21 protein-coding genes are annotated in these 24,515 nt (G+C 69.6%); 14 read left to right on the top strand and 7 right to left on the bottom strand.

The window, feature by feature from the left end:
* Positions 1–111 precede the first annotated feature (111 nt).
* The 4 genes from AB0K08_RS07320 to AB0K08_RS07335 form a co-directional block, all read right to left on the bottom strand.
* Positions 112–1,560, bottom strand: coding sequence for an aldehyde dehydrogenase family protein (locus tag AB0K08_RS07320; RefSeq protein ID WP_363352905.1), 1,449 nt, complete (start codon positions 1,558–1,560; stop codon positions 112–114).
* A gap of 57 nt (positions 1,561–1,617) precedes the next feature.
* Positions 1,618–3,156, bottom strand: coding sequence for an APC family permease (locus AB0K08_RS07325; protein ID WP_363352907.1), 1,539 nt, complete (start codon positions 3,154–3,156; stop codon positions 1,618–1,620).
* Positions 3,157–3,343: 187 nt separating this feature from the next.
* Complete coding sequence (locus AB0K08_RS07330) at positions 3,344–4,291, bottom strand: helix-turn-helix domain-containing protein (RefSeq protein ID WP_363352908.1); 948 nt, start codon at positions 4,289–4,291, stop codon at positions 3,344–3,346.
* 216 nt (positions 4,292–4,507) lie between these two features.
* A complete protein-coding gene (locus AB0K08_RS07335) occupies positions 4,508–5,104 on the bottom strand; it encodes a TetR/AcrR family transcriptional regulator (RefSeq protein WP_363352910.1) in 597 nt (198 codons plus the stop codon).
* 208 nt (positions 5,105–5,312) lie between these two features.
* Here AB0K08_RS07335 and AB0K08_RS07340 point away from each other — a divergent pair, with 208 nt between their 5' ends.
* Positions 5,313–7,364, top strand: coding sequence for a primary-amine oxidase (locus tag AB0K08_RS07340; protein WP_363352911.1), 2,052 nt, complete (start codon positions 5,313–5,315; stop codon positions 7,362–7,364).
* 709 nt (positions 7,365–8,073) lie between these two features.
* Here the strand turns inward: AB0K08_RS07340 and AB0K08_RS07345 are convergent.
* Both AB0K08_RS07345 and AB0K08_RS07350 read right to left on the bottom strand, forming a co-directional pair.
* Complete coding sequence (locus tag AB0K08_RS07345; protein WP_363352913.1) at positions 8,074–9,549, bottom strand: aldehyde dehydrogenase family protein; 1,476 nt, start codon at positions 9,547–9,549, stop codon at positions 8,074–8,076.
* Between the two features lie 106 nt (positions 9,550–9,655).
* Positions 9,656–10,609 (bottom strand): LysR family transcriptional regulator, encoded by a 954-nt coding sequence (locus AB0K08_RS07350; RefSeq protein WP_363352915.1) that lies wholly within the window; start codon positions 10,607–10,609, stop codon positions 9,656–9,658.
* A gap of 69 nt (positions 10,610–10,678) precedes the next feature.
* Here AB0K08_RS07350 and AB0K08_RS07355 point away from each other — a divergent pair, with 69 nt between their 5' ends.
* From AB0K08_RS07355 to AB0K08_RS07400, 10 genes are all read left to right on the top strand, one after another.
* Positions 10,679–12,361 (top strand): thiamine pyrophosphate-binding protein, encoded by a 1,683-nt coding sequence (locus AB0K08_RS07355; protein WP_363352917.1) that lies wholly within the window; start codon positions 10,679–10,681, stop codon positions 12,359–12,361.
* A gap of 105 nt (positions 12,362–12,466) precedes the next feature.
* On the top strand, positions 12,467–13,531 hold the full coding sequence (locus tag AB0K08_RS07360; protein ID WP_363352919.1) for an ABC transporter substrate-binding protein: 1,065 nt from the start codon (positions 12,467–12,469) through the stop codon (positions 13,529–13,531).
* 3 nt (positions 13,532–13,534) lie between these two features.
* Entirely contained in the window at positions 13,535–14,323 is a 789-nt protein-coding gene (locus AB0K08_RS07365) for an ABC transporter ATP-binding protein (protein WP_363352921.1), read from the top strand.
* On the top strand, positions 14,320–15,099 hold the full coding sequence (locus tag AB0K08_RS07370; RefSeq protein ID WP_363352923.1) for an ABC transporter permease: 780 nt from the start codon (positions 14,320–14,322) through the stop codon (positions 15,097–15,099). Before AB0K08_RS07365 ends, AB0K08_RS07370 begins: the two co-directional genes overlap by 4 nt.
* Entirely contained in the window at positions 15,096–15,893 is a 798-nt protein-coding gene (locus AB0K08_RS07375) for an ABC transporter permease (RefSeq protein WP_363352925.1), read from the top strand. Before AB0K08_RS07370 ends, AB0K08_RS07375 begins: the two co-directional genes overlap by 4 nt.
* A gap of 68 nt (positions 15,894–15,961) precedes the next feature.
* Positions 15,962–17,434 (top strand): adenylosuccinate lyase, encoded by a 1,473-nt coding sequence (gene purB, locus AB0K08_RS07380; RefSeq protein ID WP_363352927.1) that lies wholly within the window; start codon positions 15,962–15,964, stop codon positions 17,432–17,434.
* A gap of 100 nt (positions 17,435–17,534) precedes the next feature.
* The gene (locus AB0K08_RS07385; RefSeq protein ID WP_363352929.1) at positions 17,535–18,188 is read left to right on the top strand and encodes a trimeric intracellular cation channel family protein; all 654 of its coding nucleotides are present in this window, start codon (positions 17,535–17,537) and stop codon (positions 18,186–18,188) included.
* A 405-nt stretch (positions 18,189–18,593) separates the two neighbouring features.
* The gene (locus tag AB0K08_RS07390; protein WP_363352931.1) at positions 18,594–19,673 is read left to right on the top strand and encodes an IS110 family transposase; all 1,080 of its coding nucleotides are present in this window, start codon (positions 18,594–18,596) and stop codon (positions 19,671–19,673) included.
* Between the two features lie 177 nt (positions 19,674–19,850).
* On the top strand, positions 19,851–20,708 hold the full coding sequence (locus AB0K08_RS07395; RefSeq protein ID WP_363352933.1) for a methylenetetrahydrofolate reductase: 858 nt from the start codon (positions 19,851–19,853) through the stop codon (positions 20,706–20,708).
* Positions 20,709–20,758: 50 nt separating this feature from the next.
* On the top strand, positions 20,759–21,259 hold the full coding sequence (locus AB0K08_RS07400; RefSeq protein ID WP_363352935.1) for a septum formation family protein: 501 nt from the start codon (positions 20,759–20,761) through the stop codon (positions 21,257–21,259).
* 27 nt (positions 21,260–21,286) lie between these two features.
* Here the strand turns inward: AB0K08_RS07400 and AB0K08_RS07405 are convergent, their stop codons facing one another.
* A complete protein-coding gene (locus AB0K08_RS07405) occupies positions 21,287–21,640 on the bottom strand; it encodes a hypothetical protein (RefSeq protein ID WP_363352937.1) in 354 nt (117 codons plus the stop codon).
* A gap of 102 nt (positions 21,641–21,742) precedes the next feature.
* Between AB0K08_RS07405 and AB0K08_RS07410 the strand changes: the two genes are divergently transcribed.
* The 3 genes from AB0K08_RS07410 (at position 21,743) to AB0K08_RS07420 (ending at position 24,379) form a co-directional block, all read left to right on the top strand.
* Positions 21,743–22,339 carry a TetR/AcrR family transcriptional regulator gene (locus AB0K08_RS07410; RefSeq protein ID WP_363352939.1) on the top strand — a complete coding sequence of 199 codons (597 nt, stop codon included), beginning with the start codon at positions 21,743–21,745 and terminating at the stop codon, positions 22,337–22,339.
* Between the two features lie 133 nt (positions 22,340–22,472).
* Positions 22,473–23,636, top strand: coding sequence for an ABC transporter permease (locus AB0K08_RS07415; RefSeq protein WP_363352941.1), 1,164 nt, complete (start codon positions 22,473–22,475; stop codon positions 23,634–23,636).
* Positions 23,633–24,379, top strand: coding sequence for an ABC transporter ATP-binding protein (locus AB0K08_RS07420; RefSeq protein ID WP_363352943.1), 747 nt, complete (start codon positions 23,633–23,635; stop codon positions 24,377–24,379). The genes AB0K08_RS07415 and AB0K08_RS07420 overlap by 4 nt, the downstream gene beginning before the upstream one ends.
* Positions 24,380–24,515 lie beyond the last annotated feature (136 nt).

Consider the following 24,515-nt stretch of genomic DNA (forward strand, 5'->3'; position numbering starts at 1 on the left):
GGCTGGGTCACCCTGTGCCCGACGGCGGCCGGGCACCATCAGTTGCGGGATCCGGTAGGGGTACGTGGGGCGTCCACGCCCACCGAACCCCACAACTGATGGCGGCTCAGCTCACCAGCTGGTGACCTTGGGCAACGCCACGGACTTCAGGCCCTCGACGCCGAACTCCAGCCCGTAGCCGGAGTTCTTCACCCCGCCGAAGGGAACCCGCGGGTCCACGGCGCCGTGCTTGTTGATCCAGGTGGTGCCGGCCGCCAGGCGTGCGGCCACGGCGCGGGCCTCGTCCAGGTCCGTGCCCCAGACCGAGGAACCCAGGCCCACGTCGAGTCCGTTGGCCCAGGCGATGGCCTGGTCCAGGTCGGTGTACTTCACGATCGGCAGCACCGGGCCGAACTGCTCCTGGGAGACCAGCCGGTTGTCATTGTCGATCTCCGCCACGAGGGTCGTGGGGTAGAAGTAGCCCGGCTGGTCCGGTACCGGGTCTCCGCCCATCAGGATCCGTGCCCCGCCGTTGCGGGCGTCCTCCACCAGGCCGGCGACGATGTCGAACTGCTGCTTGTTCTGCAGCGGGCCGAGCACGTTCTCCTCCTCGAGTCCCACGCCCATCGGCATCTTCTGGGCCACGCCCACCAGCGCCTCGCACATCGCCTCGTACTGCGACTCGTGCACGTACAGCCGCTTCAGCGCCGCACAGGTCTGGCCCGTGTTGATGAACGCACCCCAGAACACGTCCTCGGCGATCGCCTCCGGATCGGCGTCCGGCAGCACGATCCCGGCGTCATTGCCGCCGAGTTCCAGGGTCAGCCGCTTCAGGGTGTCCGCCGCCGAACGCATGATCGCCTGGCCGGTCTTCGTGGAGCCGGTGAACATCAGCTTGTCGACGCCGGCATGGGCGGTCAGCGCCGCCCCGAGCTCACCCGGGCCGGCCAGCACCTGGATCAGCCCCGCGGGCAGCACCTGGTTCAGCACCGCCCCCAGGGCCAGCACGGACAGCGGGGTGTACTCGCTGGGCTTGAGCACCACAGCATTGCCCATCCGCAGCGACGGGGCGATCTGCCAGATCGAGATCATCATCGGCCAGTTCCACGGCCCGATCGCCCCGACCACGCCGACGGGCACGTAGTCGATGACGGCCTTGCCGGACTCATCGTCCACCAGGACCTCCGGCTCGATCTGGAACCCGGCGTTGGCGCGCAGCCACGCTGCACAGGCACCGACCTCGAACCGGGCGTTCGGGCCGTTGAGCGGCTTGCCCTGCTCCCGGGACAGCAGTGCGGCCAGCGCCTCCGCCGAAGCCTCCACCGCGTCTGCGGCCCGGTTCAACAGTTCGGAACGCTCGGCGTGGGACCGTGCGGCCCAGCTGCGCTGTGCCTCCCGCGCGGTGGCCACCGCCTCGTCCAGGTCGGCCTCCGTGCGCTGCGGGGCCCGTCCGACGAGCTTGCCGGTGGCCGGGTCCATCATCTCCACCCCCTGCCCCTCCGGCGCCTCGATCGCGGCCATCAGGTCCTTCACGGTGGTCAGTCCGGCGATGGCCTCGGTGGTGGTGGATTCGGTGGTCATGGTGTTCCTTTCGTGAGCGGTGACGGGTGTCAGGGATGTCTGGGGTCGAGGTGGCGGTCAGTCCAGTGCACCACCGGCGCCGATCCCACGGTAGGTCTCCGGCCGTTCGGAGCGGAGCCACCAGGCCCAGACGGTGCCAAGCAGGCCCGGGACCAGCACGATGGCCGGAAGCAGCCAGGACAGGACGCTGTCACCCTCCAGGCCGATCAGCACGTTGAAGTTCGCGACGATCAGCATGAACAGGACGATGAGCCCGAGGGCGGCCAGCCCCGGGGCGATGATCCGGGTCCACACTCCGTAGTCGGCGGTGAACCGACGCAGGAAGCCGAGGACGGCCAGCGAGGTCAGGGCCATCAGCAGCACCAGGCCGAAGGCGCCCATGTTGGTCAGCCAGGTGAACAGCGTCAGCACCGGGAACAGCGGGTCGCCGGAGCCGGCACCGACCACGGCGAACACCAGGATGACCACCAGGGCCAGGGCCGACTGGGCCAGGGACCCGGCCACCGGCGCACCGGAGCGGGCGCCGGTCCTCGCTAGGACTCCGGGCAGGACCCGCTCCCGTCCGAGGGCGAAGAAGTAGCGGGCCACGATGTTGTGGAAGGCCAGCAGTGCGGCGAAGAGGCTGGTGAGGAACATCAGGTTGGCCAGGGTCACGAACCAGCCGCTGGCGTTCTCGGCGAAGAAGACGAACATCAGATCGGGGCCGAACTCCTGGGAGCGGGCCACCACGTTCGAGGCGCCTTCGCCCACCACCATGGCCCAGGAGGAGAACGCGTAGAACAGGGCGATGATGCAGATGGCGATCAGTGTGGCGATGCCGGCGGTCCGCCGCGGGTCCTTGACCTCCTCGTTGTAGATGGCCCCGGACTCGAACCCCATGAAGGCGGCGATGGAGAAGGCCAGTGCGGCGCCCACACCGGTGGCGAAGAGCTGTTCCGGCAGGAAGCCGTCGGCCGTGATGCCCTCCGGCGCGGCTCCGAGGGACATGGCGTCGAAGATGATCACGACGATGAACTCGAGGGCCACCACGATGCCGAGGACCTTCGCCGAGAGGTCAACGCGGGTGATGCCCATCAGTCCCACGGCGACCCAGGCGATGAGGGCACAGACCCACCAGGACAGCGCGATGCCGAACATCCCCTCCAGGAAGGAGGAGAAGACGAAGCCGAACATCCCGGCGATCCCGATCTGCATGGCGTTGTAGGCGACCACGGCCACCAGTGAGGCCCCCACCCCGGCGGGCTTGCCCAGGCCCTTGGCGATGTAGGCGTAGAACGCCCCGGCGTTGTGCACATGCCGGCTCATCGCCGCGTAGCCGATCGCGAACAACACCAGGACGACGCCGAGCACGATGAAGGACAGCGGAATGCCTACGAGCGAGGTGACCGCGAAGTTGCTGGGCACCCCGCCCGCCACCACCGTCAGGGGCGCGGAGGCGGCGATGATCATGAACACCAGCGCGGGGATGCCGATCCGGCGTGCGCCCAGGCGTCCGTTCTCGGCCAGTGCAGGCCGGTCGGAGCGGTCGGCGGTGCCCCGAGAAGTGCCCCGGGAGGTGTCCCGGGAGGTGCTCCGGGTGGTGGTGGGTTGTGACATCGTCGCCTCCTGAGTACGTGGCCGGCTGCGAAGGCCGGGCCGGGGGTCCGCCTCCGCCGGGGGGGTCGGCAGGGGGTCGGTGAGGATTGCTGACCACCCTGCCCGACTGGGGTGCGTGGCGGCTTGGCCCTGCGGGCACGGCCCTTGACGATCAGCGCAGGGCCCGGTGGCCTCTTCCGGGCCGCCCTCAGCGGTGCAGGCTCCGGTACTGGGCCGGGGATCGTCCGAACTCGGCGCGGAAGACACGGGAGAAGTGCGCCGGGTCGGGCAGCCCCCAGCGCGCCCCGATCGCCCCGACGGGGAGGTCGTGGTGCAGGGGGTCCAGCAGGTCCCGGCGGCACTGCTCGAGCCGGCGCACCCGGATCCAGCGCGCCACCGTGTGATCGGTGGTTGCGAACAGTTGGTGCAAGGACCGCGTGGACAGGTAGTGCGCGGCGGCCACCAGGTCCGGATCGAGATCCGGATTGGCCAGCTGTGACTCGATGAAGTGGTGGATCCGGCGCAGCAGCCGGTTCTGCTGGGTGCCGTCGGCGTCGTGGCGCGAGTACAACTCGTCGGCCAGCACGGTGGAGAGCAGGTCGACGACGTTGAGGGCCAGGCGGTGGCCGATCGGCCCGTCCAGGGTGGGCAGCATGGCGCCGATCTGGGTGATGAACGGCACCACGGCCTGCCCGAGCCGGTGACCCGCGCCCATGGTGGTGGCCGTCATCTCCCCGATGTCCTCGGCGGACAGGCCCGTGAGCTGGCGTGGGAACATCAGCACGAGCGTGCTGAACTCCTCCTCGAAGGCCAGCGAGTACGGCCGTTCCGTGTCATAGATCGCCAGGTCCCCGGGGGACAGCACGGTCTCGCGGCCGTCCTGCACCAGCAGTCCGTAGCCGCTGACCTGGAGGTTCAGCTTGTAGTGTCCCGACGCCGGCCGGGCACCAGTTGCTGGGCGGATCAGTTCCGGGGTGCGGACCACGGCGTGCGCCCCGGCGCTGACCTGCATGATGGCCAGCTCCTGCAGGTGCCGGCCGGACAGGTGCCCGCGGAACGGGCCCGGCCCGGTCTGCTCGACCTCGAGCGGCACGAACGAACCGGAGACGAGTTCGCGCCACCGGCCGAAGTCCGTGGCGGCATCCTGGTGGTACATGGGTTCCTCCCTTGAGACGCCGACCCGACGCCAAGAGGGGGGATGATGTGGCGCGGGTCACGTTCGCCACCACTTTAGGCGGCGGGCCACGGTTCGTCACGGTTTCTTCTCCAGCGGGAGGAAAACAACCTTCCACCCCTCCCATCACGGCCGCGCTATGTGTAGAGACACGCCGGTCGAGACCGCAGATAGCGAGGCAGGATCCTCAGACGGGGGTCAGCCGCTGGCGCGCAGCCGGCCCAGCTGGGAGTCCAGCTGGCGCCGGAGGTCCCCGGCCGTCGTCGTGCCCGGGTCCATGACCGCGGAGATCTGGGCGCCCAGCATGAAGTTGAGCAGCACGTCACAGGCGGCGGGGATGTCCACGGCGGGGTCCAGCCGGCCGGCCTCGCGCGCCTGCCCCATCCACGTGGCCATGGAGCGGCGCCACTCGGCCATGGAGGTGTTGTTCAACTCGGCCGCCCGAGGGTCATGCGCGGCCTCCTGCCAGAAGGAGATCACCACGCGGGCCTCGTCCAGCCGATCCTCGTCCAAGGGCAGCACCTCGCGGCTGAAGGCCTCCAGGGCAGCCAGCCCCTCGAGCCCCTCGGCGGCTACGTCGACGCGGCGGTTGGTGCGGTCGAACACGAAGGCGTAGGTGGCCTCGATCAACTCAGCCTTGCTGGAGAAGTAGGGCTTCAGCGCACCGTTGGCGAAGCCGGCCTCCGCGGCGATCTGGCGCATGGTGGCGGACGAGATGCCGCGCCGGGCGATGATGCGCCAGGTCGCCTCGACCAGTTCCAGCCGGCGCTGCCGGCGGTCCACCACCTTGGGCACCCTCTCCTCCTTCCGCCGCGCTCGGCTACCGCCTCCAGTCTGCCACCGCGCGAGGGCATGCCGCCCGAGAAGATGCCGCCGGGCCCTTGCCACCATGCCGGTCCGGACCTATTCTCTACGCTTGTAGACATAAAACGTGACGTGGGTCACCGTTCTCGATCCCGAGACCCCGCCCGACCACGTGCCCACCCCCAGGAAAGGACCGGTCATGACCGCGATTGACACCACCGAGGCCGCGGAGATCTCCCAGCGGGCCGAGGCCCTGCAGACCCCCGAGGAGATCACCACCGTCCGCGAGGTCCTGGCCGACGCCGGGCTCTTCCCAGAGTCGATGCGCATCGCCTACCTCGGCCTGCTCGAGCCGGCCCGCGGCCACGGCGCCGAGGCAGCTGACGGGGCGGGGGCCGCTGACGGGGCGGGTGCTGCTGACGGGGCGGGGGCCGGCGTCGACCGCCGTTTCCGGGTGTTCCTCCTGGACACCGACGGGGGCCGCTCCCACGAGGCGATCGTCTCCGCCACCCACCGCCGGGTCGAGTCCAGCGCCGAGCTGGACACCGCCGCCACGGGCGAACTGCCCGTGCTGGAGGAGGAGTTCGAGGTGGTCGAGACGGTGCTGGCGGGCGACGAACGGTGGCTGGCGGCCCTGGCCAAGCGCGGGATACCGGTCGAGGAGGTGCGCGTGGCGCCGTTGTCCGCGGGCGTCTTCGAGTACCCGGAGGAACAGGGACGGCGGATCCTGCGCGGCCTGGCCTTCCACCAGCAGCACGAGACGGACTCGGCCTGGGCCCACCCGATCGACGGGCTGGTCGGCTACGTGGACGTCTCCAACGGCACCGTGGACCAGGTCATCGACCTGGGCGTGATGCCGGTGCCGGCCGAGCACGGCAACTACACCGACCCCGAGCTGACCGGCCCGGAGCGCACCACCCAGAAGCCCATCTCCATCACCCAGCCGGAGGGCCCGTCCTTTACCGTCAGCCACGGCAACCACGTCGAGTGGGAGAAGTGGTCCCTGGACATCGGCTTCGACATGCGCGAGGGCGTGGTGCTGCGCAACGTCTCCTTCCGGGACGGCGAGCGTACCCGGCGGATCCTGGACCGCGCCGCGATCGCCGAGATGGTGGTCCCCTACGGCGATCCCTCCCCCGTGCGGTCCTGGCAGAACTACTTCGACACCGGCGAGTACCTGGTCGGGCAGTGGGCCAACTCGCTGGAGCTGGGCTGCGACTGCCTGGGCGAGATCACCTACCTCTCACCCTGGGTGGCGAACAACACCGGCGAACCCCGCCAGATCGCCAACGGCATCTGCATGCACGAGGAGGACTGGTCCATCCTCTCCAAGCACACCGACCTGTGGTCCGGCATCGCCTACACGCGGCGCAACCGCCGCCTGGTCATCTCGTTCTTCACCACGGTGGGCAACTACGACTACGGGTTCTACTGGTACCTGTACCTGGACGGCACGATCGAGTTCGAGGCCAAGGCCACCGGGATCGTGTTCACCTCCGCCCTGCCGGACGGGCCGAGCGACTATGCCTCCGAGATGGCCCCGGGCCTGGGCGCGCCCTACCACCAGCACCTGTTCTCCGCCCGGCTCGACTTCGCCCTGGACGGCGGCAAGTGCCGCGTCGAGGAGGAGGACGCCGTGCGCCTTCCCGTCTCGGAGGACAACCCCCGCGGCAACGCCTTCACCCGGCGCCGGACCGTGCTGGCCACGGAGTCCCAGGCCCAGCGCGACGCCGACCAGGGCGCCAACCGCACCTGGGTGGTCTCCAGCACCGAGTCCACGAACCGGTTGGGACACCCCGTGGCCTACAAGCTCCACCCGGAAGGCCTGCCGACCCTGCTGGCCGCCGAGGACTCCTCGATCCAACGGCGGGCCACCTTCGCCTCCAAGGCCCTGTGGGTCACCCCCTACCAGGAGGAGGAGAGGTACCCCACCGGAGACTTCCCCAACCAGCACTCCGGCGGCGCCGGGCTGCCGGAGTGGACCGCGGCCGACAGGAACGTGGACGGCGAGGACCTGGTCCTCTGGCACACCTTCGGCCTCACCCACTTCCCCCGCCCCGAGGACTGGCCGATCATGCCGGTGGACAGCGTCGGCTTCCGGCTGCGCCCCGAGGGCTTCTTCGACCGCTCGCCGGTGCTGGACGTCCCGGCACCGGTGCAGGGCCATTGCGCTGCGCCGACTGATTCCGGCCGGGACAGTCAGGACAGCCGGGACAGTCAGGACGGGCATGGTGGCTGCAGCTGCCACTGAACCGGTGCCGGTGGCACCCCGGGCACCCGAGGCCGCCCGGGGCACCACCGCGTCCACTGCGTCCCTCGCTTCCACCGGCACGGGGCACGACGGCGGCCCGGTCACCGCGGCGCGGGCGGTCCGGGTCCCGCTGACGGCGCCCTGGAAGGCGGCCGGTGCTGCCTGGGCGGCGGCCCTGCTGGCACTCGCCTCGGCGCCCCTGCACGCCGTGATGCTCTTCAGCCATCCGCACAGGGTGGTCCTGACGGGGCTGATGACCGCCATGGTCCTGTGGTGCCTGGGATGCGCGCTCGGCGTGCTCCGGGGTCTGCTCGGCCCCGGTACCCTCACCGGGGGCCATCCGGCGCGTCGGGCCAGCGGCTGCCAGGACACCAGGTCATTGCGCCACCTGTGGTCCATGGCCGTCGCCATGGCCCTGCTGCATGTCTGGCTACTGACTGGGTTCCCCGTAGCCGCCCACCACCACGGGGCATCCGCCGCCTCCGGCACCGAAGGCGGCGCCACCGCCTCCACGGCCGCCGGCCCGCTGATCGACACGGGCGCGGGCCTCATGCTGGCCGTCATCGCGGTGGAACTGGCCGTCTGCTTCGCCTGCGCCCTCGCCCTGCGCACCCGGTCGCGCCGCGCCGCGCCGGGCCGCGCCGGGCCGCGCCGGGCCGCGCCGGGCCGCGCCGGGCCGCGCCGGGCCGCGCCGGGCCGCGCCGGGCCGTCAGATTCGGGTGACGCCGATGGTGTGGGCGGTGGTGAACTCCTCGATGGCCCATTCGCCGTTGAACCGGCCCAGCCCGGAGTTGCGCTCCCCGCCGAAGGCCACGTGAGCCTCGTCCTGGACGGTCATCTCATTGACGAAGGTCATCCCGGCCTTGACCTGCTGGGCGAACCGCACCCCGCGGTCCAGGTCCTGGGTGAACACCGCTGAGGACAGCCCGTAGACGTGGTCGTTGGCCAATTGCAGGGCGTGGGCCTCGTCATCGGCCTTGAGGATCGCGACCATGGGCCCGAAGATCTCCTCACGGGCAATCTCCATCTCCGGGGCGACATCGGCGAACACGTGCGGTGGGACCACCCGTCCGGTGATCTCCCCACCGACGGCCACCCGTGCCCCGGCCTCCTTCGCCCCGGCGATCTTCTGCTTCAGTCCCTCGAGCTGGGAGTCGTTGACCACCGGGCCCACCAGGGTGCCCTCACCGCTCGGGTCCCCGAACGGCACGGACTGGGCGGCACTGGTGAACTTCTCCACGAACTCGTCGTAGACCGGGGCCTGGACGATGATCCGGTTCACGGACATGCAGATCTGGCCTGAGTGCAGGAAGGTACCCGGCACGGCCTGCCCCACGGCGGCATCGATGTCCGCATCGTCCAACACCACGAGGGGTGCGTTGCCACCCAGCTCCAGGGACACCTTCTTCAGGTGCTCCCCGCCGGTGGCGATCTTGCCCACGTTCTGGCCCACCGGGGTGGACCCGGTGAAGGAGATCAGCCGGGGCACCGGGTGCGCCACGAACGCGTCCCCGATCTCGGAACCAGCACCCACGACGACGGACAGCACGCCCGCGGGCAGGCCGGCCTCCTCGAAGATCCTCGCGATCAGCAGCCCGCCGGTCACCGGGGTGTCCGAGGCCGGCTTGATGACCACGGCGTTGCCCAGGGCCAGCGCCGGGGCGACTGAACGCTGGGACAGGTGCAGCGGGAAGTTCCAGGGGCTGATCACCCCGACCACGCCCACCGGTTTGCGGTAGACCCGCATCTCCCGGTTCGGGGTGTTCGAGGGATGGATGGTGCCGTGCACGCGGGTCGGGAAGGAGGCGGCCTCGGTGGTGATGCCCACCGCCAGGGAGACCTCGGCGTTGGCCTTGATCTGCGTCGCCCCGCCCTCCTTGACCAGCCAGGACACGATCTCCTCGCGGCGCTCCTCCAGGAGGTCCCCGGCGCGGCGGATGATCCTCGCCCGCTCGGACGGAGCGGTCGCCGCCCACTCCGGCTGAGCGGCCTCAGCAGCCCGGTAGGCCTCGTCCAGGTCCTCGGCCGAGGCCTGGCGGATCTGGGCCACCACCGAGTCATCGAAGGGATTGGTATCCGTATTCACCCGCTCCGAGCGGCCCTCGCGCCACGCACCGGCGATGAACTGGGTGTCCACCGGCTGCCCGGCGAAGGTGGCGGTGGTGGTCTCTGCAGACGCAGTCATGATTCTCTCTCCTCAGCGGACGTGGCGGCGTCGGGGATGACGCCCTGATGCTGGTCTATCAGAGAACGCTGTCAGGGGCCTGCGTGTCACCGTCCATGTCCCGCAGTCAGGTAGCCTGCAGGGCCTCACGCACGGCGTCTAGGAACCAGGCTTGCGCGTAGGACTCCCGGCCCCGCCCGGTGCGTTGCGAGCTGAGCCAGACCTGGGTCGACGGTGAGGTGAAGGGCAGCTCCAGGACCTTCACGTCGTCGGCGTGCGCGAGCTGGCGGAAGGCATTGATGGGCACGATTGCCGCGAAGCCGCACTGGGCAACCAACTTCGGCAGTGAGGTGAAACCCTGGACCTCGACGTGGGGGACGTCCGCGAACACGTCGGGACCCACACTTGCCAGTACATCGGTGATCGCCTGGTGCCCGGCGGACGAGCCGACCCTAACCTCGCGCAGCCGGCGCAGGTCCTCCAGCCGGACCGCGCCCCGGTCCTCGGCGAAGTCCCCGGGCACCAGGCAGCCGTACCGGTCCTCGAAGAGAACCTCGGCGGTCGCGGGCCCGGCCACCCGTGAGCTGGAGATAGCGGCATCAAGATCTCCGGAGAGGATCTCGGCTGCGACGGTCGCGATGTCCAGGCGCACCACCTCGACGCGGATCCCCGGGCCGGTCACCTCCATCACGGCCAGAATCCTCGGCAGCAGGGCCGCCTCGCCCAGATCCGTCAGCGCGATGCGGAAACGCCGGGTGGAATGCCCCGGGTCGAAGGTGGTCCGCTCCGCAGCCACGGACACGATCCGGGCGATCGGGCCACCCAGCTCCTCGTAGATCCGGGTCGCTAGGTGGGTGGGCTGGACCCCGGTGCGGGACCGCACGAAGAGCTCGTCCCCGAAATGATGCCGGAGGCGTTTCAGGGCATGACTCACGGCCGGCTGGGAGATCCCCAGGCTCTCAGCGGCGGCGGTGATACTCCGCATCCTGTACACCACGGTGAAGGTGTGGAGAAGGTTCAGGTCGAGCGAAACAGCCCTGCCTTCATTATTTATGTGACTGATATCTGAGGTCGCTTTCATAACCTTGACGACGGATCATAGCTAAACATATGGTCGGGTCACTCATCGGCACAAGTAAGCGGGAAATCGATGTCGCAGACGGTCCGGGTTCACGAAGTCATAGGCCGAGTACTCGCGGGCCTCGGCGCCCGAACAGTGTTCGGGGTCATCGGTAGCGGGAACTTCCGCGTGACGAACGCGCTCCTCGAACACGGGGCCTCCTTCCACGCCGCGCGCCATGAGATGGGTGCGGCCTGCATGGCGGACGCGTATTCGCGCATCACCGGCGAGGTGGGTCTCGTCAGCCTGCACCAGGGGTGTGGACTCACCAACGCACTCACCGGGATCACCGAGGCGGCCAAGTGCCATACGCCGCTCCTCGTCCTGACCGCGGACACCGCCGTCGGTGACGTGACCTCCAACTTCCACGTCGACCAGGACGCACTGGTAGCCGCCACCGGGGCTGTGCCCCTGCGCATCCACTCGGCCGCCACCGCTGCCGCCGACGCCGCGCGAGCCTTCAACGTGGCCCGGCACGATCGCCAGACCGTGGTGCTCTCCATGCCTGTCGACCTGCAGGAGGAAATCGTGGAACTTCCGGGTCCACGGACGGTGACGGTCCTCGAACACCCCGCGCTCCAGCCGGCTCAGTCGGCGGTGGAAGACCTGGCCAGCCTGCTGGCCTCAGCCGACCGGCCCGTCATCCTGGGCGGCCGGGGCGCCAAGGACGCCAAGGGCGAACTCCGCGCGCTGGCCGGAGAGGCCGGCGCCCTGCTGATCGCCTCCGGTGGCGGGCGGGGCATCTTCGAGGGTGACGAGTGGGCACTGGACATCATGGGCGGATTCGCCACCGAGGAGGCGGCCGCCCTGGTGCGCGAGGCCGACCTGATCGTCGCGTTCGGGGCGGCCCTGAACGACTGGACGACCCGCGGCGGGACGTTGACGGAACACGCGAGGATCGCGCAGGTCGACGACCGCCCGGAGGCGATCGGACGGCACCGGCTCGTGGACCTCGGAGTGCTCGGTGACGCGGCCGTCGTCGCCCGTGCCGTCCGGGACACGCTGGGCGGCACCGGCCGCCGCACCGGGTACCGGACACCGGAAGTCCGCGAGCGGGTCGAGCGTGCCCGGTACTGGAAGGACCAGCCCGTCGAGCCGGTGGACGAGCCCGGGTTCGTGGACCCGGCCGCCCTGACCAACGCCCTCGACGCCCTCATCCCGATGGAGCGGGTGGTCTCGGTGGACGGCGGCAACGTCAATGCCTACCCGGGCGCCCACCTCCGGGTGCCGGACGAGCAGGGCTACTGCCTGCCCCTCTCCTTCCAATCTATCGGCCTCGGCCTGGCCAGCAGCATCGGAGCGGCCATCGCCCGGCCCGACCGCCTCTCCGTCCTCGGCGTGGGCGACGGCTCGCTGCTGATGGCCGCCGCCGAGCTGGACACCGCGGTCCGGTTCAGGCTCGGGATGCTCATCGTGGTCTACAACGATGATGCCTACGGTGCCGAGGTGCACCTCTTCCCCGGGTCCACCCTCCGGGACCAGGAGATCATCCGGTTCCCGGAGACGGATATCGCCGCCATCGCCCGAGGGTACGGCTGTGACGCCCTCACCGTCCGCTCACTGGACGACCTGGCCGGGGTCACCGAATGGCTCGACTCCCCGCGTGACCGGCCGCTGGTCATCGACGCCAAGATCTCCGGACGGCCCTCCTGGCTCATGGAGATGGGTCACGACTTCACCGGCGCGGGAGGGCAGGGAACCATGCCGACCTGAATCATCCGGGCAGCGCCTCCGGACCTCGCACCAGATCCGCACCAGATCCGCACCATCCACCCCATATCCCCACCATCCCAGTCTTCGCACCGAGGGAGTCCCGTCATGACTGATTTCACCGCACCCCGTCTCACCCGCTATGGAATCCTGGCCCTGGCCGCATCAGCGGCGCTGGTCCTCAGCGCCTGTGGCGGCGAGACCGCCGACCCGTCCGGCACAGCGCCGGAAGGCGACGGGGCCGCCGAGTCCGGCGGCGTCGTCCGCATCGGATACCTCGCCACGGGGTCTTCCCTGCCGCTGTTCGCCACGGCGGAGAAATACGCCGAGGAAGCGGGCATCGAGGTCGAGATGATCCAGGTGAACAGCGGAAACGAGTCACTCACCGGGACCGCCACGGGCCAGTACGACGTCGGCTTCGCCGGTATCGGCTCCGCCGCCTACAACGCCTTCGACGAGGGTCTGCCCGTCAGCTATGTCGCCCCGATGCACGCCGGCTACATCGAGGACTATTTCATCATCTCCGCCGAGCACGCCGGCAGCACCGAAGAGGCAGCCGAGCTCGCCGAGGACATGTCACACCTCAGTGGCGAGTCCTTCGCGGCCAACGCCCCCGGTGTCGTCACCGAGGCGCTCCTCGGGTTCGCCCTCGAGGACGTCGGCCTGTCGATGTCAGAGGTCAACCTGGAGCACATCCCCTTCCCGGACCAGATCCCCGCCTTGGCCAACGGCGGGATCGCCGGCGGCATCCTCTCCGAGCCGTTCCCCACGCAGGCCGAGGAGACCGGCTCGGGATACCGCCCCTGGGAGACCCCGGACACCGAGCCCATGCCCTTCACCGGCATCATCTACAACACCGACTGGGCCACGCAGAACCCGGAACTGGCCGAGGGCTTCATGGAGGCCTACTCGCTGGCCGCGGCCGATCTGGCCGAGAACGGCTGGGACACCGAGGAGATGCTCGGCTTCGTGGAGGAGTACACCGGGGCAGACCCCGAGGTCATCGCAGCCTCCCGCCAGCACCACATCAAGGCGGACTTGAGCGTCGACCTCGACCAGGTGCAGCGCTATCAGGAGTTCTTCATGGAGCAGGGTTCCCTCAACTATGACGAGATCATCCCTGAAGAGGAGATCTGGGACTTCCAGTGGCGTGACTCCGTCCTCGGAGGCTAGACGATGTCTGACAGTGTCAAGGTCCACCTCGAGGGCGTCTCGAAGACATTCTCCTCCGGGTCCCGGGAGGTCACCGCCCTCGAGGACGTGTCCCTGGAGGTTGGCGAGGGGGAGTTCGTCTCCATCGTCGGACCCTCCGGGTGTGGGAAGTCCACGCTGTTGCGGCTTGTCGCCGGCCTGCACGAGCCCAGCAGCGGCACGGTCGAGATCCGCTCCTCCCGTCCGGGCCGCCCCAAGACCGCGATGGTCTTCCAGGAGCATGCGCTGTTCCCCTGGCTCTCGGTGCGGGACAACGTCATGTTCGGTCCGCGCAACCGGAAGGTCTCCAAGCGCGAGGCGACCGAGATCGCCGACGAGCAGCTCGGCCGGCTCGGCCTCGCCCGGTTCGGCGACTTCTATCCGCACCAGCTCTCCGGTGGCATGAAGCAGAGGGTCGGGATCGCCCGGGCCCTGGCCCAGGACTCCGAGATCCTGCTGATGGACGAGCCGCTGGGGGCACTGGACGCCCAGACCAGGACCCTGCTGCAGGAACAGATCCTGGAGTTGCGGCAACAGTCCCAGCCGACTGTCCTGTACATCACCCACGCGATCGACGAGGCGGTCTTCCTCTCCGACCGCGTGGTGCTGATGTCGGCACGGCCCGGCCGCATCCGGGAGGTCATCGAGCTGGACTTCCCGCTGTCCCGGGGACCGGAGCTGCGCGGTACCAAGGAGTTCGCCGCCCTGTCCCAGGGCATCTGGGAGCACCTGCGGGACGAGGTCCAGGCGGCGATGGCCTTGGAGGGTCCGTGACGTGGCGGACACTGCGGGGGAAGTCGGTCCTGCTGAGCGGTCCGGTGCTCATCCTCGCGGCGTGGGAGCTGCTGAGCCGCACCGAGGTGCTCCGGCCGACCTTCTTCCCGCCGCCGACGACCATCTTCGCCCGCTCCTCCATCATCTTCGACGCCGAGGACGGCCTCGCCGCCGACATCGGGATCACCGTGCTGCGGGTCCTCATCACGATCCTCGCGGCCGTTGCCCTCGGCGTGGTCATAGGCATCGCCGTGACCGTCTCGCGGTGGACCGAGCGGGGGACGACCACGGTGCTGGCGTTCGTCTACCCGATCCCCGGGGTGCTCTTCCTGCCGTTCCTCACCTTCATCCTCGGGCGCACCGAGGCGGCCTTCCTGATGACCGCCTTGGTCACACCCCTGGTCGTCATGGTGCTGTACACGATCGCGGGGGTCCGCAGCATCGACCCCATCTATCTGGAGGTGGCCCGCAACTACGGTGCCCGGGGGACTCGGTACTTCCTCCGCGTCATCCTCCCCGGCTCGCTCCCCTCGATCGTGACGGGCATCCGGATCTCCCTCGGGTTCTCCCTCATCGCCGTGATCGCCATCGAGATGGTCGGCGCCCAGGACGGGCTGGGCCGGTTCCTGTGGTCGAACTGGCAGATCCTCCGCGTGACCGACATGTACGTGGCCCTGTTGTGCATCGCCGTCCTCGGCCTGCTCAGCTCGGTCGGTTTCGACGCCATCGCCGACCGGCTCCTGCCCTGGCGTGCTGATACGGAGAAGGCATCATGACGGGAACCCTGCGCACCCTGGGACAGACCTGGGCCATCCCCATCCTCCTGGTCGTCCTCTGGGAGGTCCTGACCCGGACAGAGGTCCTGGATCCGCGGTTCTTCATCCCCCTGGGCGATATCGCCGTCACCACCGTCGAGGAGCTGGTCAACGGCCGACTCGGCAGCGACCTGCTCACGACGCTGCGCCGGCTCGGTTTCGCGTTCGCGCTGGCCGCCGTCGCCGGAGTCGGCCTGGGCATCGCGTCCGGGCACTGGCGCCTCATCGAGTGGCTCACCCGGCCGATCACCGACACGCTCTACCCCCTGCCGAAGATCGCGATCCTCCCGCTATTCATCATCATCGTGGGGCGCGGTGAGGTCGCGTTCATCCTGACGGCCTTCGCCACCGGGTTCTTCCAGATCATCATCAGCACGCGCGGCAGCGTGCGCAATGTCAGCCCCGAGCTGATCGAGGCCGGGCGGAACTTCGGAGCCACCGGTCACCGGTACTTCACGCGGTTCCTGTTCCCAGCGATCGCCCCGCAGCTGTTCAACGGGCTGCGGCTGGGACTCGCCACGTGCCTGATCACGCTGATCGCCGCGGAGTTCGTCGGTTCGGACTCCGGCCTGGGTTCGATGATCCACCGGGCCGGCCAGCAGTTCGCCGTCGACGAGATGTACGCGGGGCTGGTGTTGGTCGGGCTGCTCGGACTCGTGGTCAGCCTGCTCTTCCGCGCCCTCGAGCCCCTCCTGCTGCCGTGGCAGAGGGGGATCTCCCAGAACGGCACCGGTCTGGTCGCTTCCGGTGGCTGAGCGGCGGTGGACGCCTCACGGCCGCAACCATGGCGGCATGCTGCGTCGTCGGTGACAGAATGGGCCGCATGCCTGAGTCCTCCGCGCCGCAGCCGTCCACCTCGCCCGCCGCCTCCCCGGCCCCCGCCACCCCACAGGGCGCGACGCCGGCCCGCCAGTCCCTGGCCGACGCCGGCATCCCGCTGGGCCCGCTCGACGGCCGGTACCGCTCGGCGGTGGCGCCGCTGACGGACCATCTCTCCGAGGCGGCGCTGAACCGCAACCGCCTGCACGTGGAGGTCGAGTGGTTCATCCACCTCGCCCACCACGAGGTCCTCCCGGGGCTGTCCCCGCTGACGGCCGAGCAGGAGGCGGGACTGCGCGCCATCGTCACCGACTTCGGCTCCGAGGGCATCGCCGAGCTCGGCGCGATCGAGAAGGAGACCGTCCACGACGTCAAGGCCGTGGAGTACTACATCGGCCGCCGGCTGCCGGGGCTGGGTCTGGAGCATCTCACCCCGCTGGTGCACTTCGCCTGCACCTCCGAGGACATCAACAACCTGAGCTATGCCGTGGGCGTGCGGGACGCGATCGGCGAGGTGTGGCTGCCGGCCGCGCGGGCCGCCGTCGGGACCCTGCGGGAGATGGCCACCGCCGCGGCCGCCACCCCCATGCTCTCCCGCACCCACGGCCAGCCGGCCACCCCCACCACGCTGGGCAAGGAGATGGCGGTGTTCGTCTTCCGCCTCGAGCGCCAGCTCACGCGGATCGAGGGCCAGGAGTACCTGGGCAAGATCAACGGCGCCACGGGCACCTACGCCGCACACCTGGCCGCCGTGCCCGGCGCCAGCTGGCCGGATGTGTCCCGCATCTTCGTGGAGCACCTGGGGTTGACCTGGAACCCGCTGACCACGCAGATCGAGTCGCACGACTGGCAGGCGGAGCTGTACGCGGACATCGCGCGCTTCAACCGCATCCTGCACGGCTTCTGCGTGGACGTGTGGAGCTACATCTCGATCGGCTACTTCGCGCAGATCCCGGTGGCCGGCGCCACGGGCTCCTCCACCATGCCGCACAAGGTGAACCCGATCCGCTTCGAGAACGCCGAGTCCAACCTGGAACTGTCCAACGCCCTGTTGGACTCGCTCGGCGCCACCCTCGTGGAGTCACGCTGGCAGCGTGACCTCACCGACTCCACCTCCCAGCGCAACATCGGCGTGGGGCTGGGCCACTCGGTGCTCGCGCTGTCCAACGTCACCAAGGGCATGGCCCAGCTCAAGGTCGCCGAGCCCGTGCTGGCCGAGGACCTGGACCACAACTGGGAGGTGCTCGGCGAGGCCGTACAGACCGTGATGCGCGCCCAGGCCATCGCCGGCGTGGAGGGGATGGACAACCCCTACGAGCGCCTGAAGGAGCTCACCCGCGGACACCGCGTGGACGGGGAGCGGATGCGCGAGTTCGTCGCCGGCCTGGGCCTGGAGCCCGACGCCGAAGCCCGCCTCACCGCGCTCACCCCCGCCTCCTACATCGGACTGGCCGAGGAACTGGCGCACCTGCACTGACCCCACCCCCTCGGGCACAGGGTGACCCCACCCCCACCGTTGTGACGGCTCTGAGTCACCCTGTGCCCGGCGGCCCGCACCCACAGCAGGAGGAGCACCGATGCTCGATCCCGGCGAGACACCGGCGTACCTTGAGACGCTCCTGTTGGTGCTGGACCTGCTCGGTGTCTTCTTCTTCGCCGTCTCGGGGTCCCTGCTGGCCGCCAGGCGGCAGTTCGACCTGGTCGGCTCCCTCTTCCTCGCGTTCCTGGCCGGGCTGGGCGGTGGCGTGGTGCGGGACCTCATCATCAACGAGGACGTCCCCAACGCCTTCGCCAACCCGCTGTACCTGATCCCCCCGGCGCTGGCTGCGGGGCTGGTGTACTTCCGCCTCGTCACCCAGGGCCGGCTGCGCCGCACGCTGCTCGTCTTCGACGCCGCCGGCCTGGCCCTGTTCTGCGTCACCGGCACCCGCACCGCACTGGCGGCCGGGATCGAGCCGATCATGGCCATCCTGCTGGGCATGGCCACCGGGGTGGTCGGCGGTCTGCTGCGGGACGTGGTCGCCAACGAGGTCCCGGAGATCTTCAACCGGCACGGCCTCTACGCCGTGCCCGCCCTGTTCGGCGCGGGGCTGAGCTCGCTGCTGTGGACCCTGGACGTCTTCAACTGGCTGACTGCGGCCCTGGTGATGCTGGCCGTCTTCACCTTCCGGCTCGTCTCCTTCCGCATGGGCTGGATGGCCCCCAACGCCGCCCGCAACGCCGGATCCTGAATCCAACGCACGACGCCGGCCGGGGACTTCCGCACGGGCCTCGCCTCCCGATCCCGGCGGGCACAGAGTGACGAATCCAAGTCACAACGGTGGGGGCGATGTCACTGTGAGTCTGGTTGTGGCTGGTCTGGGACTGGCTGGCAGGCTGGGTACCGGCCGTCGACTCGTTGTTTCGTGACTCTCGTCGTCACTGGCACCGTTGGGTTGCCTTGGCAAAGATCTGTCCTGACTTCGGGTTGAACGGCCGGTACCCGTCCGGCCCACCTCGGTAGCTTGATCAGAAGTTTGTCCATCCCCGTATTCGGGAGCGTGACTCGTCACAGTGCTGTTCCGATGTGATTCCTACCCCGGACTGGTACCGGCCGGTGACGGCCGCACACAGATCCATCACGTCGGAAAGGTGTCATGACCGCCATGTCCATCGTCGCGCATTCACGCCCATTTGTCGTGGGCGTCGACACCCACGCCCGCAAACACGTCTACGCCATCCTGGCCCCAGCCACCGGGGCCCTACTGGCCACCCGCGCCTTCCCCACCACGGCGGCGGGGATCAACCGGGCTCTCACCTGGGTCGCCCGACATACCGAGGCCGATGCCGACACCCTGTGGGTGATCGAGGGCACCGGCTCCTACGGGGCAATCCTGGCCGGTGTGGTGGCCGGCCACGGCTACCCGGTGGCCGAGGCCCCCCGCATGGACGCCAAGAACCGCCACGGGGTCGGCAAGTCCGATGCGCTCGATGTCCACCAGATCGCCGCCGCCACCCTGCCCCTACCGGAGCACAAGCTGCGTCGGCCCCGCACCGGGGACGGGCTCCGCCAGGGCGTGCGGATCCTGATCACCGCACGGGAGGCGATGACCAAGGACCGCACCCGAGCGGTCAACGCCCTCAACGCCCTGGCCCGCAGCAACGACCTCGGGATCGACGCCCGCAAGTCCCTCACCGGCACCCAGATCTCCGAGGTGAGCCGGTGGCGCGAACGCCAGGAAGAACTCTCCCTGGCCATCGCCCGCGCCGAGGCGGTCCGTCTGGCTCGGCACATCCTGGATCTGGACGGCCAACTCAAAGACAACGAGCGGCGCATCGACGAGCTGGTCAAGGCCAGCGAAGCCGCACCCCTGCTGGCCGAGAAGGGCTTCCAGGCCATCACCGCCGCCCAGTGCCTGGCTTCCTGGTCCCACCACGGCCGAGTGCGTAGCGAGGCGGCGTTCGCGTCTCTGGCCGGGGTGAACCCCATCCCAGCCTCTTCCGGGAACACGGTCAGACACCGGCTGAACCGCGGCGGTGACCGGGCCCTGAACAGCGCCCTGCACATGGCCTCGCTCTCCCGGATGACCCACGACCCAGAAACCCGGGCCTACGTGGAGAAACGAGCCGGCCAGGACAAGACCAAGAAGGAGATCCGCCGCTGCGTCAAACGCTACCTGGCCCGCCGCGTCTACCGAATCCTCAACGCCTCAACCCCGACCCCGATCGCGGTTTAACAGACATAGAAGAGTCTTTGCGCCGAGGGGCTCTATACCTATGGGCATAGTTATATTAGGCTCGGCTCAACGCAGCGTGACCGGGACCACCACGGCCCGGTCACGCAGCGGCCAAGCCAGCCCGGCCGGCGTCGGGCGCCTGACTCCCCGCCGGCACCCGCCTTCCGAAGGACCACCATGATCACCCCGAACACCGGACGCCCCTCCGTCATCACCGAGCCCTCGCTGGAGATGACCGGCAAGGACAAGGACATCAACGACCTGCGCGACGCCGCCGCGTTCATCCCGGCCGGCACCCGCATCAACGTCACGTTCCTGGGCAACGAGGACCTCGGGATGCGCATCAAGGCCTCCAGCGCCGCCAAGGAGCTCGGCTACACGCCCGTCCCGCACATCTCCGCCCGCCGCATCTCCTCGCAGGCCGAGCTCGAGGAGTACCTGACCGCGGTGCGGGACACCGTGGGCACCACGCACGCCTTCGCCGTGGGCGGGGACCCCTCCGAGCCGATGGGCCCCTACGCCTCCTCGCTGGACATGATCCGTACCGGTCTGCTCAAGGACTACGGCATCACCGACGTCTCGATCGCCGGCTACCCGGAGGGCCACCCGGACATCACCGACGCCCAGCTGTGGGAGGCCCTCGAGGGCAAGGCCGCCTCGCTCAAGGAGCAGGGCCTGAACGGCACCATCCTGACGCAGTTCGGCTTCGACGTGGACCCGGTCTTCACCTGGATCGAGGAGGTCCGCCGCCGCGGCATCGACCTGCCGATCCGCATCGGCGTCCCCGGCCCGGCCGGCATCAAGCGCCTGCTGACCTTCGCCTCCCGCTTCGGCGTCTCCACCTCGGCCGGCATCGCCAAGAAGTACGGCTTCTCGATCACCAACCTGCTCGGCACCGCCGGTCCGGACAAGATGATCAACGACCTCGACGCCGGCCTGACCGAGGCCCACGGCGACGTCAAGCTGCACTTTTACACCTTCGGCGGCATGAAGGCCACGGCCGAGTGGATCCAGAACTTCCAGGCCAAGCACTGATCACTCCGGCAGGGGAAGGCGGCGCGTAGGCACCTCTTAGGATGAGGGGCATGCGCGCCGCCTTTTCTTCTGCCCGCCGACCGGCACGGATCACGACGGCGGCCCTCAGCCTCGCGCTGATCCTCACCGCCTGCGGCGGTCCTGGAACCGGAGAGGAGACGGTGGGGGCCTCGACGCCCACGCCGGCGGTACCGGCAGAGAACACCAGCATCTTCCAGCTCTCCCCCGGCCAATGCTACGACCGTCCAGAGGAGGACGGGCTCTACGAGGTGGCTGTGGTGCCCTGCGAGGTGGCCCACGATCTCCAGATGTACGCGCTGTTCCAGCTGGACGAGCCGGCCTGGCCGGGGACTGACACGGTGCACGAGCTGGCCGATGCGGGGTGCCGGCAGCAGTTCCTGGCCTTCACCGGAGCCACGCCGGAGGAGTCCGAGTTCGGCTACACCATGTACACCCCGTCCGAGGGGTCCTGGTCCGAGGGCGACCGCCAGGTGCAGTGCGCGCTACAGCTCAACAGCGGTGGGCGGATGGTGGGGCCCCAGTCCGGCTAGGCCTGCCCGGGCCCCGTCCGCCTTCGCTCACCAGAAGACGGCGAGGGCGATGTTGACCAGGGTGAGTCCGCCCACGGCATGGGCGATGCCGGTGGGGACGGGCTCGTCACGGCGGACGCGGCGGCGACCCAGGATGGCCGCCACCAGGATCCCGATGAGGATCACGAGCTTGACGGCGATCTTGACGTGGTTGACCGGGCCGGCGCTGTCATCCATCTCCAGCAGACCGACCAGCAGCACGCCGGAGACCAGCTGCACCCACGCCCCCGCGTGCTGCCACGAGGAGACCGTGGGCCGGCGGAAGGTGGCCAACCAACCGCCCGCGAGGGCGGAGGCGCCGAGGATGTGCAGGAAGAGAGCAGCGGAGTGCAGAAAGTCCATGGTCAGCCAGTCTATGTGATCCCGACAGGCTGTCGGGACAATTCTCCGCAGCCGGGCTGGCGGCAGGCGCCTCCTACTGGCTCCGGAGTAGGCTGTGGTCTCATGCCACGCATCAGCAAGTCCACCCTCGCGGAGCATCGCGCCGCCCGGGAGCGCGCCCTGCTGGATGCCGCCCACGAGTTGCTGACCGAGACCGGCGAGGCCCCCAGCCTGTCCCAGGTCGCCCAGCGCGCCGGACTGGCCCGCACCAGCATCTACCAGTACTTCGCGTCCAAGCAGGAATTGCTCCAGGCCATGGTCCGGGACGTCTACCCGCGCTGGACCCGGCGCATCTCCACGGCCATGGAGCAGGCCCCCACCGAGGCGGATCGACTCATGGCCTATGCCGTGGCGAATGTCTCACTCGTGGCCGAGGGGGCCCACGCGGTGGGCAGCGCCCTGGCCGCCCTGGCCCCGGGCGAGGAACTCGACGAACAGGCCACGCGCATGCACCGGGAGGTCCAGGAACCCCTCGTGCAGACGCTGGAACGCCTCCAGGTGGAATCCCCGGCAGCGGTGGCCGAACTGGTCAACGCCGTGGTCCACGGCGCCACACTGCTGCTGGAATCCGGTCAGGATCTCGCAGCGGCCCTGCGGCACCTGGAGACCGTCCTGGGCCCAATGGTGCGCGAGCACGGCGGCAGGGGAACCACCGCCTGAAAGACGGGCGGAGCGGTCACGTCGGCACCCGAGTCCAGGTTCCGTGAAGTTGCGATCGGAACCGCTTTCATGACACGCTGTCGAAATCTTCTCGACACCCTGTCGAATACTTGACCGAAAGATCCACTCTCCCATGTTCCTCGCACTGCGTGAACTCACCTTCGCCCGCGGGCGCTTCAGCCTGATGGGCCTGGTGATCGGCCTCATCGCCATCCTCATGGTCTTGTTGTCCGGCTTATCCTCCGGACTGGTCAATGACGGCGTCTCCGGCCTGAAGTCCCTTCCCGTCTCGGCCTTCGCCTTCGATGAGGGCACCAAGACCGACAACGCCTTCTCCCGGTCCGTCGTGGACGCGGACCAGCTCGCCGCCTGGCAGGACCAGCCTGACGTGGCGGAAGCGGAGCTCATGGGCTCCTCCATCATGAACGCCGTCACCGACCGGGGCGAGCAGGTGGACCTGACCCTGTTCGGCGTGGATCCGCAGGGTTTCCTGGCTCCCGAACCGGCGGAGGGCGAGGCGTTGGACGGAGCCGCAGGCCTCGTCGTCTCCCAGAGCCTGCAGGGTGAGGGCATCGAGCTGGGCACCGTGATCACCTTGGACCGGATCAACACGGAGTTGGAGGTCGTCGGCTTCACCGACGGCCAGGCCACGTTCGGCCACGTGAACATCGCCTACCTGCCGCTGGCCACCTGGCAGCTGATCGCCGCCGGCCAGGCCCCGGACGGCGCCGCCCCCACCCAGGAGCAGCTGGCCGCCCTGGACTTCGACCAGGCCTCGGTCATCGCCCTGCAGGGCGCCGAGGGCTCGGCCCTGACCGCCGGGGACCCGGAGGCGTTCGCCGCTGGGGACGCGGAGGCCACCACCACCACCATGGCCCTGGAGGAGTCCTTCAACGCCTCCCCCGGCTACCAGGCCGAGACCATGACCCTGAGCATGATCCAGGTCTTCCTGTACGCCATCGGCGCCCTGGTGGTCGGTGCCTTCTTCACCGTCTGGACCATCCAGCGCAGCCACGAGCTGGCCGTGCTGCGGGCCATGGGCGCCTCGGCCGGGTACCTGCTGCGCGATGGCCTGGCCCAGGCCTCCATCCTGCTGGTCTCCTTCACCGCCCTCGGCGTCGCGGCCGGCCTCGGGCTCGGCTCGCTGATGCCCGATGGCATGCCCTTCGCCCTCGAGGCCCAGCCCATCGCCGTCGCCTCGGCCCTGACCATCCTGCTGGGACTGGTCGGCGCTGCCGTGGCCGTGCTGCGAGTGACCCGTATCGAACCGATCACTGCCCTGGGAGGCAACCGATGAGCGCCACCGCCCACCACCTCGATGCCGCGTCGAACCGCGCGGGCGCAGTCCACCCCGGGCCCCTCGGCCTAGACCTGCGGGACGTCACCCTGGAGCTCGGCGACGGCGGCGAGGAGATCCGCGCCCTCGACCACGTCACGCTCAGCGTGGCCCCCGGCGAGTTCCTGGCCGTGATCGGCCCCTCGGGTGCCGGCAAGTCCTCCCTGCTGGCCGTGGCCGGCGCCCTGGCAGCGCCCACCTCCGGGACGGTGGAGGTGCTGGGCCAGGATCTGTCCGGGCTGCGTGGACAGGGGCGGCTGGCCGCCTTCCGGCGCCGCAACCTGGGCTTCGTCTTCCAGTCCGGCAACCTCGTCCCGGCCCTGAACGCCGCCGACCAGCTGCGCCTGGCACACCGGATCGCCCATCACCGTGGACGGTCACGTTCCTTCGACCCGGCGCCACTGCTGGCCGCGGTGGACATGGGCCACCGGGCCGGCCACCGCCCCGGCCAGCTCTCCGGCGGCGAGCGCCAGCGGGTGGGCATCGCCCGCGCCCTGGTCAACGAGCCCGGGCTGCTGCTGGTGGACGAGCCGACGGCGTCGCTGGACCGCCGCCGCAGTCAGGACATCGTGGCGCTGCTGGCCCGCCAGTGCCACGAGCGCGGGATCGCCGGCGTGATGGTCACCCATGACCATGACGTCCTGGAGCACTGCGACCGCGTGGTCGAGATGGTCGACGGCCAGCTCTCCGCCGTCCCGGCCTGATCCACTCCCCCGGGCCCAGCCCGAGGGCGGGGCCCGGAGGATCGGCATACCCCACCACAACGACGTCGGCGCCCCACCTCGGAAAGGTGGGGCGCCGACGTCGTGCTTCAGGGTTTACCCCGGCGGGGCCGGGAAC

The sequence above is a fragment of the Citricoccus sp. NPDC055426 genome, assembly GCF_040677445.1.
In the GTDB taxonomy this organism is placed as follows: domain Bacteria; phylum Actinomycetota; class Actinomycetes; order Actinomycetales; family Micrococcaceae; genus Citricoccus.